We start from the raw sequence: 14,993 nt of genomic DNA, 5'->3' as shown, positions 1-14,993 counted from the left end.
TGCCCGCCCGGGAGCCATCGCGAGGCCCCCTCATGTCGCCGACGTGGCCCATTTCCCAGATTCTCGCCCTGAGCGAGGAGTGGGTTGCGGCCCGTCACTCGCCTTCGCGCTCCACCTCGACGGCGGTTGTCATCCCGTTGGCATCCAGCCGCACACGGTAGACGGAGTTCAGCCCGTCCCCGTCGAAGTCGCCGCGCGCCAGGCACGACACCTCGGGCTCTCCCACGGGGCTCTCCTGCACCACCACCTCGTACTGGAACCGGACCTTCTCCCCCGGCTCGAAGCCCAGGCGGTGGAAGACGTCGTTCTCCGGGAAGGGCACCGCCTCGCCGCCTCGCGGCACGTCCCGGGGCGTGGGGCCCGCGACTTGATAGGCGCCGTGCTCGTCTCGGTACGCCTGCACCGCGTCACAGAGCGCCAGCACGTTGAGGCGCGCCTCGGTGTCGGTGGGGCGCTCGCTCGACCGCCGGGCGTGCCGGAGGGAGAGCACGCCCAGCACCGCGGCGATGACGCCCAGCACCAAGGCGAGGAAGGGCCACTTCTTGAGAGGGCTGCTGCTCGAAGGCGGCGGGGACGGTGACGCGTCGTCGGACATGGTCCTCAGCCCTCCGGCTTCCAGGCGGCCCAGTCGCGAGGCTGCCGCAGCACGTCCACCAGCCGCGCCTCCCAGGTTCCGGGCTCGGGGTGGTGGTCATAGCGCCAGCGCGTCTGGGGCGGCAGGGACATGAGGATGGACTCGGTGCGCCCGCGCGTCTCCAGGCCGAAGACCGTGCCCCGGTCATAGACGAGGTTGAACTCCACGTAGCGCCCGCGCCGCACCTCCTGCCAGAAGCGCTGGGCCTCGGTGAAGGGCGTGTCCTTGCGGCGCTCGGCGATGGGCAGGTAGGCGTCCAGGAAGGCCCGGCCGCAGTCGCGCACGAAGTCCAGCTCGCGCTCCAAATCCCCGCCCATGTTCTCGAAGAAGACGCCGCCCACGCCGCGCGTCTCCTCGCGGTGGCGCACGAAGAAGTACTGGTCACACGCGGCCTTGAAGCGCGGGTAGTACGTCGAATCGTGCGTGTCGCACGCGGCCTTGTGCACGCGGTGGAAGTGCGCCGCGTCCTCTTCATAGAGGTAGTACGGCGTCAGGTCCGCGCCACCGCCGAACCACGCCTTGCCGCCCTGGTGGATGAAGCGGTAGTTGGCGTGCACGGTGGGCACGTGCGGGTTGCGCGGGTGCAGGACGAGGGAGATGCCGCCGGCCCAGAAGGAGCGCCCCTCGCCCTGGAGCTTCTTGGCGAACTGGTCCTCCAATTCACCGAAGACCACCGACGTGTTGACGCCCGCCTTCTCCAGCACGGCGCCGTCCTCCAGCACGCGGCTGCGTCCGCCGCCCCCGCCGGGCCGCGTCCAGGCGTCCTCGCGAAAGCGCCCCGTGCCGTCCAGTCGCTCCAGCGCGCCGCAGATGTCGTCCTGCAGCGACTGGGTGAAGGAGGCCATCCGCCCCTTCAGACTCTCCACGTCCACCTTCGTCATGCCTGCTCCTGGCGATTGGCGCTACGGCGCGGAGTAGTCGGCCGGCGCCTCGAAGTCCACAGGCGGAACGGGGGGCGCGTTGTGGCCGGCCGCATCGAACGCCTCGATGCGCGCCCGGTAGCTGCGGCCGTCCTCCATGGCGAACGTCCCGCTGCACGCCTCGTGGCCGATGAAGGCCGTGTTGTTGCTCACCGGCACCACGTACTGCTGGACGCTGGGGCCCGGGCGGCGCGGCTCCAGCTTCACCACCAGGTACGCGGGGCTCTCCTCCTTCAGCGACAGGTTGAGGCGCACGAAGCGCGCGGTGCCCTGGGCCGTGCGGCGCAGGAAGCCCTCCGACACGGCGGGGCGCTTCTGCCAGCGCGGCGGCTGGGTGTCGGCGCCCTTGCCGGTGTTCCACTCGGGCAGCACCACCCCACCCCGGCCGTTGAGCAAGGTGACGTTGGGCAACACCTCGTCGAGCCGCAGCGTGTAGCGCGTGTCCGGCTCCAGCTTGCCCACCACCTTGAGGACGATGGTGGCCCGTCCCAGGCTGCTCTCCCAGCCGCGCTGCGCCTTCACCTCCACCTCGTGGTCGCTCGCCACCAGCCGCAGCTTCTTGCCCACCAGCGCGATGACGGGCTCCCGGGCCGTGCCCACGCCTTCCAGCAGGAACCGGCTGTTGATGGGGACGATGGCACCGGGCGTGGGAAACAACTGCACGCCGTCACCCAGGCACTGGGCAGAGGCGGTACGAGCGCACAGCAACACGAACAACGAGACGAGGATTCGGAGCACGATGTCCCGAGTCTGCGCCGCCGCCGGATGGATTCCAACCCGTTCAGCGCGCCCGGCGATATGAGCGGCACACACGGTGCGTTTCCAGGCGTGTCCCCCGCGCGCCAGGCCCCAAGCTCGCGCTCCCCCCGTCTTCCCCGGGGAATTCCGAGAACATCGCCATGCGCTCACGCCTTTCGACGTGGGTGACGGTCGGGCTCCTGTGGGGAGCCTGCGGCTGCGCCGTCACGCCCGAAACCCGCCAGCAGTTGGTGGAGACCACCAGCGGCAATGCCATCTACGCGCTGCCGTCGGACGCCCTGCTGGCGACGACGCGACGCCTGCTCGCGGAGCAGAAGTACGAGCTGCTCCCCACCGCGGACCCGCTCTACATCCACACCACCTGGCGCATCCGGGGCAACACGGACATGGGCGCCAGCTGGTCCCGCATCTTCGTGCAGGTGCATCCGCTGTCGGACGGCCGCGCCGTGCTGCGCGCCTACCGGATGGCCTACACCACCAACGGGCGCGCTCCCGAGCATCCCTCCCTCGGCGCTGGCACCCGGGACGCGAAGCTGGGGGATGGAGCGGCGGCGGCCTCCGTCCAGGGGGAGCCCCTGTCACCGACGAAGCCCGTCGTGCGCCGCGCCTCGGATATCGAATGGGAGGTGCTGTCGCGCGTGGAGCCCAGGCTCGCCGCCCACCTGGAGGCCCGCGCGGAGGCGTACCTGGCCACCGGAAGGAAGGACCCGAGCGAGCCCACCGAGGAGTGAGCACGCCGCCGGGCCTCAGGGCCCCACGTCAGTGCATGCCGCCGTCGTCCTCGCGCAGGACGATGGCGCCGTACTTGGCCTCATAGCGGTTGAGGTTGTCCTGCATGGCCAGCATCAGCCGCTTCATGTGCTTGGGGCTGGTGATGATGCGCGAGCGCACCTTGGCCCGGAGCTGCTGCGGTTGGACGTAGATGAAATCCAACGTGAATTCGGTGTCCGTATGGTTCACGAGGGCCATGTTCGCGTACTGACCATTGGCGACGTCCTCGTCGATTTGAATCTGCAACTGCATGTCCGGGGGCTTCGGAGTGTCCGCCATGAGGCATGGGGCATAGCGCCTGCGCCTCCGCGTGGCCAGCCTGTCTTCATGATGGATGCCCTGCTCGCCATGGACGCTGGGAAGACGGAGCCCTTCGAGCTGGGACGGGGCCCCGACGCGTGCCTGCTGCTTCATGGCTTCACCGGCAGTCCCTGGGATGTGCGCCCGCTGGGAGAAGCGCTGGCGGCGCGGGGGATGCATGTGGTGGCGCCGCTGCTGCCGGGCCACGGCACCACGCCCCAGGCGCTCCTGGGAGTCACCTGGCGCGACTGGCGGGCGGCGGCCCGAGACGCCATGGACTCACTGCGAGGCCACCGGAGCATCTTCGTCGCGGGGCTGTCCATGGGGGCTCTATTGGCGCTGGGGCTGGCGGCGGACCATCCGGAGGCGGTGCGGGCGCTGGCGCTCGTGGCCCCGGCGGTGCGCTTCCGGGGGCCTCGGATGATGCTCATCCGACAGCTGTCGCGCACGCCGCTGTTGGAGTGGGCGCGCCCGTGGGTGGAGAAGACGGGCACGGACATCTCGGACCCGGTGGCCCTGGCCGAGGCGCCGGTGCTCGCGGGCTTCCCGGTGGCGCGCCTGAGGGATTTGGTCACCTTGCAGGACGAGGCGGCGCGCCGAGTCTCGGGGGTGCGCTGTCCGGTGCTGGTGGCGGTGGCCGAGCAGGACCACGTCGTGGACCCGGAGGGAGGACGGTGGCTGGCGCGCCGGCTCACCGGGTCTCCGAGCGTGCGCGTCGTGTCGCTGCGACGCGGCTTCCACGTCATCCCCCGGGACACCGACGGCCCCCTGCTGGCGAGCGAGGTAGGGGGCTTCCTCACGCAGTGGCGTGACTTCGGGGAATGGGAGCCACAACCGGCGGGCGCGTGACGGGGGCTCGGGACGCGGCGAAAAGCGCCGTCCCCGTATATCAAGGGCTCGCACATGACTGAGTCCGACACTCCTCCTCTCGTCGAGCTGCGTGACGTCACCAAGTCCTATGCCGAGGGCGACACCGCGCGCGAGGTGCTCTCCGGCGTGCGGCTGACGCTGCGCCGGGGCGAGTTCGTGGTGCTCCTGGGCCGCAGCGGCTCGGGCAAGTCCACGCTGCTCAACCTCATCAGCGGCATCGACCTGCCCACGCGCGGCGAGGTGCTCGTCGATGGACGGAGCCTGGGCACCATGAGCGAGCGGGAGCGCACGCTGCTGCGCCGCGAGCACGTGGGTTTCATCTTCCAGGCCTTCAACCTGCTGCCCACGTTGACGGTGGAGGAGAACGTGCGGCTGCCCGTGGAACTCAACGGGCACGACGCGGCGGAGGCGAGCGCGAAGGCCCGGGCGCTGCTGGAGCGGGTGGGCCTTGCCACTCGCGCGAACAGCTTTCCGGACCGGCTCTCCGGTGGCGAGCAGCAGCGCGTGGCGGTGGCCCGGGCGCTCGCGCACTCACCGCCGCTGCTCCTGGCGGACGAGCCCACGGGCAACCTGGATGAGGCCACGGGTCGGCAAGTATTGGACTTGCTGGAGGGCCTCACGCGGCAAGGCAACGCGTGCGCGTTCGTCGTCACGCACGAGCCGGGCCTCGTCGCTCGCGCGGACCGGGTGTTGGAGATGACGGGCGGGCGCCTCGTTGAACGCGAAGCGCCGCGAAGGGAGCCCCGGTGACGAACCTCCTGGTGCGCTCCAGCCTGCGCCACCTGGGTCGCCACCCGTGGCTGACGGCGCTGTCCCTGCTGGGCATCGCCCTGGGCGTCGCGGTGGTGGTGTCGATTGATTTGGCGAGCGGGAGCGCGCTGCGCGCCTTCGAGCGCTCCACGGATGCGGTGACAGGGAGGGCCACGCATCAGCTCGTGGGCGGTACCTCGGGACTGGCGGAGGATGTGTACCGCGACTTGCGGCTGCGTCCGGATGCGCCCGTGTCCGCGCCAGTGGTGGAGGGCTACGTGCAAGCGGCGGTGGGCGACCGGCGCACGCTGACGGTGCTGGGGGTGGACCCCTTCGCGGAGGCACCCTTCCGCGACTACGCGGGGGACGAGGCGGTGGGCGACGTGGGCGCGCTGCTCACCCAGCCGGGCACGGTGCTCTTGAGCGCGCGGGCCGCGCGGGCGCTGGGTGTGGAAGCCGGTGGACTCCTGCCGGTGCGCGTGGAGGGCCGCGAGACGTCGCTGCGGGTGGCGGCGCTGCTGGCCCCCGCGAATGAGGACACCGCGCGGGCGCTGGAGGCGCTGGTGTTGACGGACGTGTCCACGGCGCAGGAGGTGCTCGGGCGCGTGGGGCGGCTGACGCGCGTGGACCTGCGACTGACGGACGGAGACGCGCAGGTGGAGCGACTGCGCGCGAGCCTGCCCACGGGGACGGAGGTGGTGCGCGCGTCGGCACGGGCCAGCACGGTGGAGCAGATGACGAAGGCGTTCCGCACCAACCTCACCGCGCTGTCGCTGCTGGCGCTCGTGGTGGGGATGTTCCTCATCTACAACACGATGACGTTCTCCGTGGTGCAGCGGCGCGGACTGCTCGGGCGGCTGCGCGCGGTGGGCATCACCCGGGGCGAGCTGTTCGCGCTGGTGCTCGGCGAGGCGCTGGTGCTCGGCATCGTCGGCACGGTGGCGGGGCTGCTGCTCGGCATCCTCCTGGGGCGCGGGCTGGTGGGGCTCATCACCCAGACCATCAATGACCTCTACTTCGTGGTGAGCGTGCGCGGGCTGGTGCTGGAGCCCTTCACGCTGGCCAAGGGACTGGCGTTGGGCCTGGGGGCCACGGTGCTGGCGGCCCTGGTGCCCGCGTGGGAGGCAGCCCGCTCCGCGCCGGCGACGACGCTGCGCCGCTCGGCGCTGGAGGACGTGTCGCGCACACGCGCGCCGAAGCTGGCGCTGCTCGGGGTGCTGGTGCTGGCGGGAGGAGTGGGGCTGTTGGGGTGGCCCACGCAGGCGCTGGTGCCGGCGTACCTGGGGCTCTTCTCGGTGCTGATTGGCGCCGCGCTGCTGGTGCCGTGGGTGACGGAGCGGCTGTCCCTCTTCGCGGCGGTGCCCCTGGGATTCGCCTTCGGGCTGCTGGGACGCATGGCGGCGCGCGGCGTGAGGACGAGCCTCAGTCGCACGGCGGTGGCGCTGGCGGCACTGATGGTCGCGGTGGCGACGACGGTGGGCGTGGGCCTGATGGTGTCCAGCTTCCGAGGCACGGTGTTGTCGTGGCTGGAGTCCTCGCTCCTGGCGGATGTGTTCATCTCCCCGCCCTCGCTGGTGGCGCGACGAGGAGACTCCACGCTGGCGCCGGACCTGGTGGAGCGACTGCGCACCCTTCCGGGCGTCTCCGGCAGCAGCACCCTGCGCGTGACGCGGGCCCGGGTGGACGGCGTGCCCACGGACCTGCTCGCCGTCGACTTCAGTCGCTCTCCGGCGCGGCCCTACCAGTTCAAGCAGGGTGAGGAGGCCGCCGTGTGGCGCGAACTGGATGCGTCGACGCAGGCGCTCATCGTCTCGGAGCCCTTCGCGTTCCACCGAGGAGTGGGCGTGGGCGACACGGTGCGACTGGCCACGGACCGGGGACTTCAGGCCTTCCGCGTGGCCGGCGTGTACTTCGATTACGGCTCCGACGTGGGGACGATGCTGATGCCTCGCGCCACGTACGAGCATTGGTACGAGGACAGGGGCGTGAGCGGCGTGGCGCTGTACGCGTCGCCGGGGCAGGACGTGGACTCGCTGGTGACCGCGGTGCGAGAGAGCGCGGGGGATGAGCAGGCATTGCTGGTGCGGGCCAATCGCTCACTGCGACAAGCGTCGATGGAGGTGTTCGACCGCACCTTCACGATTACGCAGGTGCTCCGGCTGCTGGCCATCGGCGTGGCCTTCGTAGGGGTGCTCAGCGCGTTGATGTCATTGCAGTTGGAGCGGGCGCGGGAGTTCGCGGTGCTGCGGGCCATGGGGCTGACGCCTCGACAGCTCTGGGGGTTGGTGTCGCTGCAGACGGGGCTCCTGGGTTTGCTGGCGGGGTTGTTCTCGATGCCGCTGGGCGTGGGGCTGGCGTACATCCTGGTGCATGTCATCAACCAGCGGTCCTTCGGCTGGACGGTGCGGCTCGAGGTGACGCCGGAGACGCTGGGGCAGGCGATGCTGCTGGCGTTGGTGGCCTCGGCGCTGGCGGGGCTGTACCCGGCGTGGAAGATGACCCGTGCCAATCCCGCGTTCGCGCTGAGGGAGGAGTGACGCCATGAGCAACGGCCGAGGGCTCGTCATCGGAACGGCGGTGGTGCTGGCGGCACTCGCGGTGGCGGCGTACGTCGTCACGCGGGAGACGGAGCCTCCCGTGCTCGCGAGGAGCGGAGCGCTGACGGTGGCGAAGGCGCTCGGTGGGGGCGATGGCGGCACGGAGGGTTATGCGCGCGCCTTCGAGCCCCGGACATTCCACTTCCCCGAGGACCACGGCCCGCATCCGGAGTTCCGCACGGAGTGGTGGTACTGGACGGGGAACCTCGAGACCGCGGACGGGCGCGCGTTCGGATATCAGTTCACGCTGTTCCGCAACGCGCTGGCACCCGAGGCACCGACGCGGGACTCCGCGTGGGGCACGCGGCAGGTGTACCTGGGGCACTTCACGGTGACGGACGTGGCGGCGGGGCGCTTCCACGTCGAGGAGCGCTACAGCCGCGCGGCCTTGGGGCTCGCGGGGGCGAGCGCGAAGCCGTTCAAGGTGTGGCTGGAGGACTGGGAGGCGGCGAGCGTGGGTGAGGCGACGTGGCCGGTGCGGCTGCGCGCGCAGACGGATGAAGTCACGCTGGAGTTGTTGTTGGAGCCGGGCAAGCCGCCGGTGCTCGAGGGCGACCGGGGCTTGAGCCAGAAGAGCGCCGAGCCGGGCAATGCGTCGTATTACTACTCAATGACACGCATGCCCTCGCGCGGCACGGTGCGACTGGAAGGACAGACGTACGCGGTGACGGGTGAGAGCTGGATGGACCGCGAGTGGAGCACCAGTGCATTGGGCGCGGACCAGGTGGGCTGGGATTGGTTCTCGCTCCAGCTCTCGGATGGAAGCGAGCTGATGTATTACCAACTGCGTCGCGAGGACGGGACGGTGGACCCGTTCAGCTCGGGGACGTGGGTGCCTCCGGTGGGCGCGGTGGACAGCGCATCCGTGCACCTGGGCCGGGAGGACGTGGGGCTGGCGGTGCTGGACACGTGGAAGAGTCCGCGTGGCGGGGTGTATCCGTCGAAGTGGAAGCTGCGCGTGGAGAAGCTCGGGTTGGAGCTGACGGTGACGCCGAAGCTGGCGGACCAGGAGCTGCCGGTGAGCGTGCGCTACTGGGAGGGCAGCGTGGACCTGGACGGCGTGCGGGCGGGCCAGCCCGTGAAGGGGCGCGGTTACGTGGAGCTGACGGGGTACGCGGACACTGCGGCTTCGACACGACGGCCAGAGGCTCGGGCCCGGGGGACTCCGGAGCGAGAGACTCCGACCCGGACTCAGCCCAGGCCCTGAACCTGGATGTCGGGCAGCACCTCGACAACGGACTGACGCTCGAGCACGCCACCTTGTTGGACCAGCTCGCGCCACTTGGCGACCGAAGCGGTGACGATGGCCTCTGACGACGACTTGAGGTCTTCCACCGACACGCCGGCTTCCCTGCCCAACTGGACGAGGAGCGGCGCCTTGAGTGCCTGGAAGTACGTCTCCATGGCAGCCAGGCGCTCTCGTTTGCTCGTCAGTCCATCGACACGAGGAAGGGCATCGCCCCCCTTGAACCGCAGCACGTACGAGCGCTGGGTCTGCGGGTCACGAACCCTCTCCAATTGATGAACAAGCTCGGGATGGACCATGGCAGCTCTATTCTATGGTGCTTCCGCCGCTGCGTCGCAAGAGGCTCTCCGGTACGAGCCGAAGGCCGCCACGCCCTGCCCGGTCGCTGGGCAGCGCACCGACATGCGAGAACAGCGCCTCCGTCAAAGCCTGGGCGTTGAGCTTGAGCGCCGGGTTTCGCTCCAGGAGCAGGGCCGCGATGCCTGCCACGAGAGGGCAGGCCATGGAGCTTCCATCCAGGGGGCCGAATCTCCCACCAGGAAGGCTCGACCAGACGCCTTCACCCGGAGCGCACAAATCAGGCTTTTGTAGCCCATTGTGCCGAGACACCGTTCCCCAATCGCTGAATGAAGCCACTTCGTTCCGCGCGTTGACGGCTCCGACCCCCACGGCGAGGTCATAGTTACCTGGGCTGCTGTGCTGGTTGATTCCCCATTCCCCCAGGTTTCCGATGGCGGCGATGGCCAGCGTTCCCGCGATTCGCGCGGTGCTCAGGGTGTCCCGGAGGAACTCGTCATAGCCAGGAATCCCCAAAGACAGGTTGAGGACGTCAACACCCGCGTCCCCCTCCGTCCCCCGGAAATTCTCCGTCAGCAACCAGTTGAGCCCTCTCGCAATCTGGACGCGTCCACCCCCCATTCCGTGTCCACCAGGAATCGGCTGATTGAGGACGCACGCCACAGCCAGGTCCGCATCAGGAGCGACCCCCGCGCTCTGCCCCGCGATGAGCCCGCACACGTGCGTTCCATGGCCACGGGTCGTATCCGCGTCGTGCGCACCCTGTTGAGTAGGCCGGCCCAGGAGGTCGAAATGGGCGAAGTGCACCTTGCGACCCTGGAACTCCTGGTGCGTGGCATCAATCCCCGTGTCGAGTACGCCGACCAGGATGCCCGCTCCTCTGCCTTCGACCAGCCGCTGTCCCTGAGCATCGATGACGCCCAGGTGTTCGAGGTGCCAGCGCGTGCGCGCTCCCGGCGCACCTCCGGACGGGATGGGTTCGACACAAGGAAGGATGACGTCCTCGTAGACGCGAGCCCCCAAGGCCTCCAGCACGGTGCGGTCCACCTGGTCGCCATCCAGCAGCAATGCCCCTACTCCCGCGAGCACCTCGAATGCCGGACGCAGGGCCGTGGTCGCCGCCTCCAGCATCCGCCCGGTGGAAGCCATCGCGGTGAATGCAACCAGGGACATGGCATCTTGTACCGCGGCTCCGGCCCCTGACAGGGCGAGTCGCCCGAACGCCTCCAGGTAGTGGCCTCGCTCCTGAATCGCCGCGCGGTGGGACGTGGGTGCGCGCGTCGCGGAGAGGGCGCCGACAAGCCCCAGGCTCGTCATGGCCGAGGCCAGGACCGAAGGAGGAGGAACGACGAGCACCTGTCGGGAGGCCAGCTCGGCCTTCCGCTGGGGGCGCGTCCTCGTTGGTGCGGGGACCGCCATGGACGCCACCAGGTGCGACTCTGGCTCCCCAAGCCGGGTCTGGAGCGAAGACGAGGACCTCGCCGCGAGGGCGGTTCGCGCGAGCCCCTCGATATCCATGGCGTGGCTGGTCCAGAGCAACTCGATGGCATCAGCGAGTTCCGGCCCTCGCGACGACAGGCTGGTGACGAGCCCCAGGACCTTGAGCGCGGCCCAGCTCACGTCGTCCTTGGGCTGCGCCGGGAGGCCAGCGACAGGGGGAAACTCCCGGAGGCTCCGCGCGATGTCGAGCCGCCCATCCCCGAAGTACTTGTTGTGGGTGCGCTGTCCCCCGTCGATGGGCGTGTAGCTCTCGGAGCCTGCATCCCGTGCCCCCATCAGCAGGGCCCGGCGGCAGGCCTCGACACGCTCGACGGGCGAGAAGCCCTTGAGTTGCTCGCGGTAATAGGAGAGCCAGAGCGCGGCGGCACCCGCGACCTGCGGCGTCGCCGTCGAAGTCCCCGCGCCCGGTGCGTAGCCCTGTCCTGGCCGTGCCCACAGCACATCGGGCGTGGGCGCGCAGATGTCCACCTCGGGGCCACGGTTACCGGACATCTCCCTGTCAGACCAGTAGGGTTGCTCTCCACGCGTGATTCCAGACACGGCAAGGACCCGGTTGAAGCGAGCGGGATAGACGACTCGCGACGGAGTCCGCAGGCCGAGGGGCAGCGGGAAGTTGTTGCCCGCCGCGGCGCAGATGACGACGCCCCGCTCGTAGGCGTAGTTGACCGCGTCCGCCCAGAGGCGACTGGGAAGCCCTCCCATGCTGATGGTGATGACGTCCGCCCCCTTGTTGACGGCGTAGAGGATTCCGTACGCCATCGACTTCGTCCCGATGTGGATGACCGAGGGAGAGATTCGAATGGGGAGGATCTTGCTGGCTCGCGCGATGCCCTTGTACTGCGGATGGTCCGCCGCCAGCAGACAGAGCGTGCCCGTTCCGTGTCCGGGGGCCAAGGCGATACCACTATCCAATGGGTCGCTCGCATCCGCGCGGTCCCGGTCCCACAGGTCGATGCCTGGACTGACGAAGCGGTCGCGAGGAACAGCCGGGTGGTTCGTATAACCCGTGTCCAGGTGCGCGATGACGATGCCCTCTCCTGGCACCTTCCCCGCATCCGCGATGAACGCCCACGCCGCGTGGGCCCCAACGACATCGAGATGCCAGAAGTCCAGCGCGGCGGCTCCCGCTTGAGTCCCGGAGGCAACCGCGAGCGTCTCCGGAACTGGATGGATGAGAATCGCATCCGGTTCGGCGTACTCGACCTCGGGTTGAGTCAGCAGGGTCCTCACCGCGAACCAGACCTGCTCGTCCAGGGCGGAGGAGGAGAGGGCTCTGACCAGTCCAGAGTCCGGGAGCGCCAAGGACACCCATCGGTCCATCTCTCCCGAGGGCTCGACAGCGCCGGCCGCCAGGGTCCCCACGAGAGGCTCGATTCCGTCGAGAAGGCGGCCCACCGCCTTGAGCCCCGTCGCTTGCGCGAGACGCTCGAGGCGCGTCGGGGGCCCAGCGGCGAGCGTGGTGATGGGCTCGTGCCAGGTCTCGCGCAGCTTGACGTGAATCTGCCCTGTGAACTTGATGGACGGCGTGCCGGTGTCAGCCATGAGCCTCGGACCCAGAGAATGTAGGGTGGACGTTGCGGAAACAGGTTCTGTGCGGCACGCCTGGACTGCAGTGGCCATGCCAATCAGACGTATCCGAGAAGAACGAGAATCTCCCCGCGAGGAACGGAGTTTCCCTGCCCTGGCCTGTTGATGTCTGTGATTGAAAGGGTAACGCCATCAACCCTTGCCCATCATCCAGCGCCATCCCGAGACTGTCACCTGGACAACATTTGTCGATGACTGGGGCGGTCCTGACCACTGATGCACCAAGTCATACGAGCTCCACCCCGAACACCAGAGCCAGAGGAAATCACGACACAACTGACAGGCCCCCAAAGCAAACTCACACCGGGCTCTGCTACATTTCCCCCCTCACCGAGGGGGTGTCATGAGTCATGACAGTGAAGCGAGCGCCAGTACCGGTGTGTCCGCCGTCGCCGCAGTGCAATCCGAAGTGCGCCTCGCGCCTCCAGAAACAGGCGCCGTCACTCCCGTCCCCCTCCCACAGAACCAGCGGCTGATGATGCTCACCACCGCGCTGCCACTGCTCAGTCTCGCGGCGGCGTGGTTCGTCGCCCCTGGCTGGGGCTACATCGCCACCTCCCTCGTGCTGCTCGCCTTCATCGCCGTGCTCGGACAGAGCATCACCGGGACTCCCTTCGGCGTGCTCATCAGCGAACGCAACAGCATGAGCCTGTCTCGCTTCCAGGCCGTCACCTGGACCGTCGTCGTCGTCTCCGGCTACCTGGCCATGGTCATCGCCCGCGTGAAGACAGGCACCCCCAATGCCGTCGACGTCGCCATCCCCCAGGAACTCTGGTGGGCCATGGGCATCTCATCCACCTCCCTGCTCGGCACTCCCCTGCTGCTCAGCGGCAAGCGCTCCAAGACTCCTGACGCCAAGGTCGTCGATGCCACCGCCGCCCAGCTCGCGGAGACGTCCGACGAAATCAACGCCCAGCGCCAGGGCGCCCTCTACGCCAACAAAGGCATCCAGGACGCTCGAATCTCAGACATGTTCCAGGGCGACGAGGTCGGCAACACCGCGCAAATCGACATCGCCAAGGTGCAGATGTTCTTTTTCACCGCCATCGCCTCGGTGAGCTACTTCGTCGACATCGCCATGTCCCTCCGACGCGGCGGCTCCCTCACCAGCCTCCCAGAGCTCTCCGAAGGACTCGTCGCCCTCCTCGCCATCAGCCATGGCGGCTACCTCGTCAGCAAGACCACCGACCACTCCAACTCCAAGCCCTCCTGAGCCACCCGCCCGCCGTATGCTCGGCCCCGGCGCGCCCTCGCGAGCGCCGGGCGTCCGAGCACGCGAGCGCGCAAGCACGGAGGAACGTCGCGGTGCCCAAGCCCCTGGTGGACGTGGACGCGGCCCCCGCCTCCTCCTTCTGCCTCACCGACACGCTGACGCCCTTCACCTCCGGCTGGCACACCCACCGCCGCCACCAGCTCCTCTACGCCGCGCGCGGCGCCCTCCACCTGGAAGTCGCCGAGGCCCAGTGGCTCCTGCCTCCCCAGCGCGCCGCGTGGCTCGCCGCCGGCACCCGCCACCGCGTGCGCTCCACGCAGCCCGCCACCCTCTGCACCGTGTACCTGGAGCCCTCGCGCGCGAGATGCTCCTCTACTCCACCCGCTGGGGACCGGAGCGCTCACCCAAGGACGCCGTCGCGGAGAGCTTCTTCTCCGCCCTGGCCCACCTGCTCTCCGAGTGGGCCGCGGAGCCTCGCGAGTGGCGACTGCCTCGCGCCCGCACTCCCGAGCTGGAGCGCGCCATGGCCTACACCCTGGCCCGACTCTCGGGACCCGCCACCCTCGCGGGCGCCGCACGCGCGGCGGGCCTGTCCCAGCGCACCCTCGCCCGCCGCTTCGAGGACGAAGCCGGTACCTCCTGGCGCCGCTTCCTCCATGACGCCCGCATGCTGCGCGCCATGGAGCTGCTCGCCGAGGACGGCGCCCGCGTCACCCAGACGGCCTACACCGTCGGCTTCGAGAGCCTCGCCGCCTTCACCCACGCCTTCACCGCCTTCACGGGTGAGAGGCCTCGCGACTTCCGCCAGCGCATCGCCCAGGGCACCACGGTCCCTCTTCCGAGCGCGACACCCCGCCCCAGGCGACCTGCCGGACGAGCCCCCCGAGGGCCACATGGGTAGGCACATGCGGCACATGGGCCTCCACGAACGAGGACTTGCGATGACTGACTGACCAGATTACCATCCTGGTCAATGAGTTCCGACCCTCGCATCGCCATCCTCAAGGCCGCCGGCGAAGTCTTCGCCCGGTTCGGCTTCAAGAAGGCCTCGGTGGAGGACATCGCCAAACGCGCGGGCGTCGGCAAGGGCAGCATCTACCTGCACTTCGAGAGCAAGGAAGCGCTGTTCGAGGCGATTGTCCGGCAATCGCACGAGATGAGCCTCGCCGAGCTCAAGGCGAGCGTCCAGCGCGCCACGACGCCCGAGGCCCAGGTCCGCGCGTACATCCGCTGCAAGTTGGAGCAGAGCGTCCGCAAGCCCGACGGGGAGCGCATCGAGTTGGCCACGCTCTTCGAACTGGGCACTCAGGTGCAGCACCTCGTGCCCCAGATGCAGGAGGCGGACGCGGCCATCCTCGCGCGCGTCATCGAGGGCGGGGCGGCGCAGGGGGCTTTCTCCGTCAGCGACCCCCAGCTGACAGCGCGCGGCTTCGTGGAGCTCATCACCATGCTCGTCCCCAGGCTGATGACCCAGGAGACCTCTCCCCTGACGCTCCAATCCCTGGACGCCGCCTTCGAGGTCTTCATCCGCGGCCTCTCCGCCCCACCC

At 69.4% G+C, this 14,993-nt stretch carries 14 protein-coding genes and 1 pseudogene; 9 read left to right on the top strand and 6 right to left on the bottom strand.

Annotated features, from left to right (window positions below):
• Nucleotides 1-94: 94 nt before the first annotated feature.
• From HUW62_RS38305 to HUW62_RS38295, 3 genes are read right to left on the bottom strand one after another with little or no spacing between them, the layout of a single operon-like run.
• On the bottom strand, nucleotides 95-595 hold the full coding sequence (locus tag HUW62_RS38305; protein WP_240356216.1) for a hypothetical protein: 501 nt from the start codon (nucleotides 593-595) through the stop codon (nucleotides 95-97).
• Between the two features lie 5 nt (nucleotides 596-600).
• On the bottom strand, nucleotides 601-1,515 hold the full coding sequence (hemF, locus tag HUW62_RS38300) for an oxygen-dependent coproporphyrinogen oxidase (RefSeq protein WP_176437220.1): 915 nt from the start codon (nucleotides 1,513-1,515) through the stop codon (nucleotides 601-603).
• Between the two features lie 21 nt (nucleotides 1,516-1,536).
• Nucleotides 1,537-2,295 (bottom strand): hypothetical protein, encoded by a 759-nt coding sequence (locus HUW62_RS38295; RefSeq protein ID WP_163864365.1) that lies wholly within the window; start codon nucleotides 2,293-2,295, stop codon nucleotides 1,537-1,539.
• A 158-nt stretch (nucleotides 2,296-2,453) separates the two neighbouring features.
• Between HUW62_RS38295 and HUW62_RS38290 the strand changes: the two genes are divergently transcribed.
• Nucleotides 2,454-3,044, top strand: coding sequence for a hypothetical protein (locus HUW62_RS38290; protein WP_163864161.1), 591 nt, complete (start codon nucleotides 2,454-2,456; stop codon nucleotides 3,042-3,044).
• 28 nt (nucleotides 3,045-3,072) lie between these two features.
• Here the strand turns inward: HUW62_RS38290 and HUW62_RS38285 are convergent, their stop codons facing one another.
• Entirely contained in the window at nucleotides 3,073-3,363 is a 291-nt protein-coding gene (locus HUW62_RS38285) for a DUF3467 domain-containing protein (protein WP_141641313.1), read from the bottom strand.
• Between the two features lie 69 nt (nucleotides 3,364-3,432).
• Here HUW62_RS38285 and HUW62_RS38280 point away from each other — a divergent pair, with 69 nt between their 5' ends.
• Genes HUW62_RS38280 through HUW62_RS38265 form a run of 4 tightly spaced genes read left to right on the top strand, consistent with a single transcriptional unit; the run spans nucleotide 3,433 to nucleotide 8,808 of the window.
• A complete protein-coding gene (locus HUW62_RS38280; RefSeq protein ID WP_176437219.1) occupies nucleotides 3,433-4,233 on the top strand; it encodes a carboxylesterase in 801 nt (266 codons plus the stop codon).
• Between the two features lie 54 nt (nucleotides 4,234-4,287).
• Nucleotides 4,288-5,004 (top strand): ABC transporter ATP-binding protein, encoded by a 717-nt coding sequence (locus HUW62_RS38275; RefSeq protein WP_163864163.1) that lies wholly within the window; start codon nucleotides 4,288-4,290, stop codon nucleotides 5,002-5,004.
• Complete coding sequence (locus HUW62_RS38270) at nucleotides 5,001-7,541, top strand: ABC transporter permease (RefSeq protein WP_176437218.1); 2,541 nt, start codon at nucleotides 5,001-5,003, stop codon at nucleotides 7,539-7,541. The genes HUW62_RS38275 and HUW62_RS38270 overlap by 4 nt, the downstream gene beginning before the upstream one ends.
• A 4-nt stretch (nucleotides 7,542-7,545) precedes the next feature.
• Nucleotides 7,546-8,808: a lipocalin-like domain-containing protein gene (locus HUW62_RS38265; protein WP_163864165.1), complete on the top strand. Its 1,263-nt coding sequence runs from the start codon at nucleotides 7,546-7,548 to the stop codon at nucleotides 8,806-8,808.
• Here HUW62_RS38265 and HUW62_RS38260 read toward each other — a convergent pair.
• Both HUW62_RS38260 and HUW62_RS38255 read right to left on the bottom strand, forming a co-directional pair.
• Nucleotides 8,793-9,005 (bottom strand): hypothetical protein, encoded by a 213-nt coding sequence (locus HUW62_RS38260; protein ID WP_163864166.1) that lies wholly within the window; start codon nucleotides 9,003-9,005, stop codon nucleotides 8,793-8,795. The genes HUW62_RS38265 and HUW62_RS38260 overlap by 16 nt on opposite strands.
• Nucleotides 9,006-9,153: 148 nt before the next feature.
• Nucleotides 9,154-12,186, bottom strand: coding sequence for a S8 family serine peptidase (locus HUW62_RS38255; RefSeq protein WP_163864167.1), 3,033 nt, complete (start codon nucleotides 12,184-12,186; stop codon nucleotides 9,154-9,156).
• Between the two features lie 388 nt (nucleotides 12,187-12,574).
• On the opposite strand from HUW62_RS38255, the gene HUW62_RS38250 reads away from it, so the two are divergent.
• The 4 genes and pseudogenes from HUW62_RS38250 to HUW62_RS38240 all read left to right on the top strand — a co-directional run.
• Nucleotides 12,575-13,444 (top strand): hypothetical protein, encoded by an 870-nt coding sequence (locus HUW62_RS38250; RefSeq protein WP_163864168.1) that lies wholly within the window; start codon nucleotides 12,575-12,577, stop codon nucleotides 13,442-13,444.
• Between the two features lie 92 nt (nucleotides 13,445-13,536).
• Nucleotides 13,537-13,746 (top strand): annotated as a pseudogene (locus HUW62_RS49275) (AraC family ligand binding domain-containing protein); the annotation flags it as partial.
• 62 nt (nucleotides 13,747-13,808) lie between these two features.
• The gene (locus HUW62_RS38245) at nucleotides 13,809-14,345 is read left to right on the top strand and encodes a helix-turn-helix domain-containing protein (RefSeq protein WP_255203887.1); all 537 of its coding nucleotides are present in this window, start codon (nucleotides 13,809-13,811) and stop codon (nucleotides 14,343-14,345) included.
• A gap of 72 nt (nucleotides 14,346-14,417) precedes the next feature.
• A partial coding sequence (locus HUW62_RS38240; RefSeq protein WP_176437217.1) for a TetR/AcrR family transcriptional regulator occupies nucleotides 14,418-14,993 on the top strand: 576 nt, incomplete at its 3' end.

Origin of the sequence: Myxococcus sp. AM011, assembly GCF_013372595.1 — a bacterium.
GTDB lineage: Bacteria > Myxococcota > Myxococcia > Myxococcales > Myxococcaceae > Myxococcus > Myxococcus eversor.
This window is presented reverse-complemented; position numbering and strand designations above follow the sequence as displayed.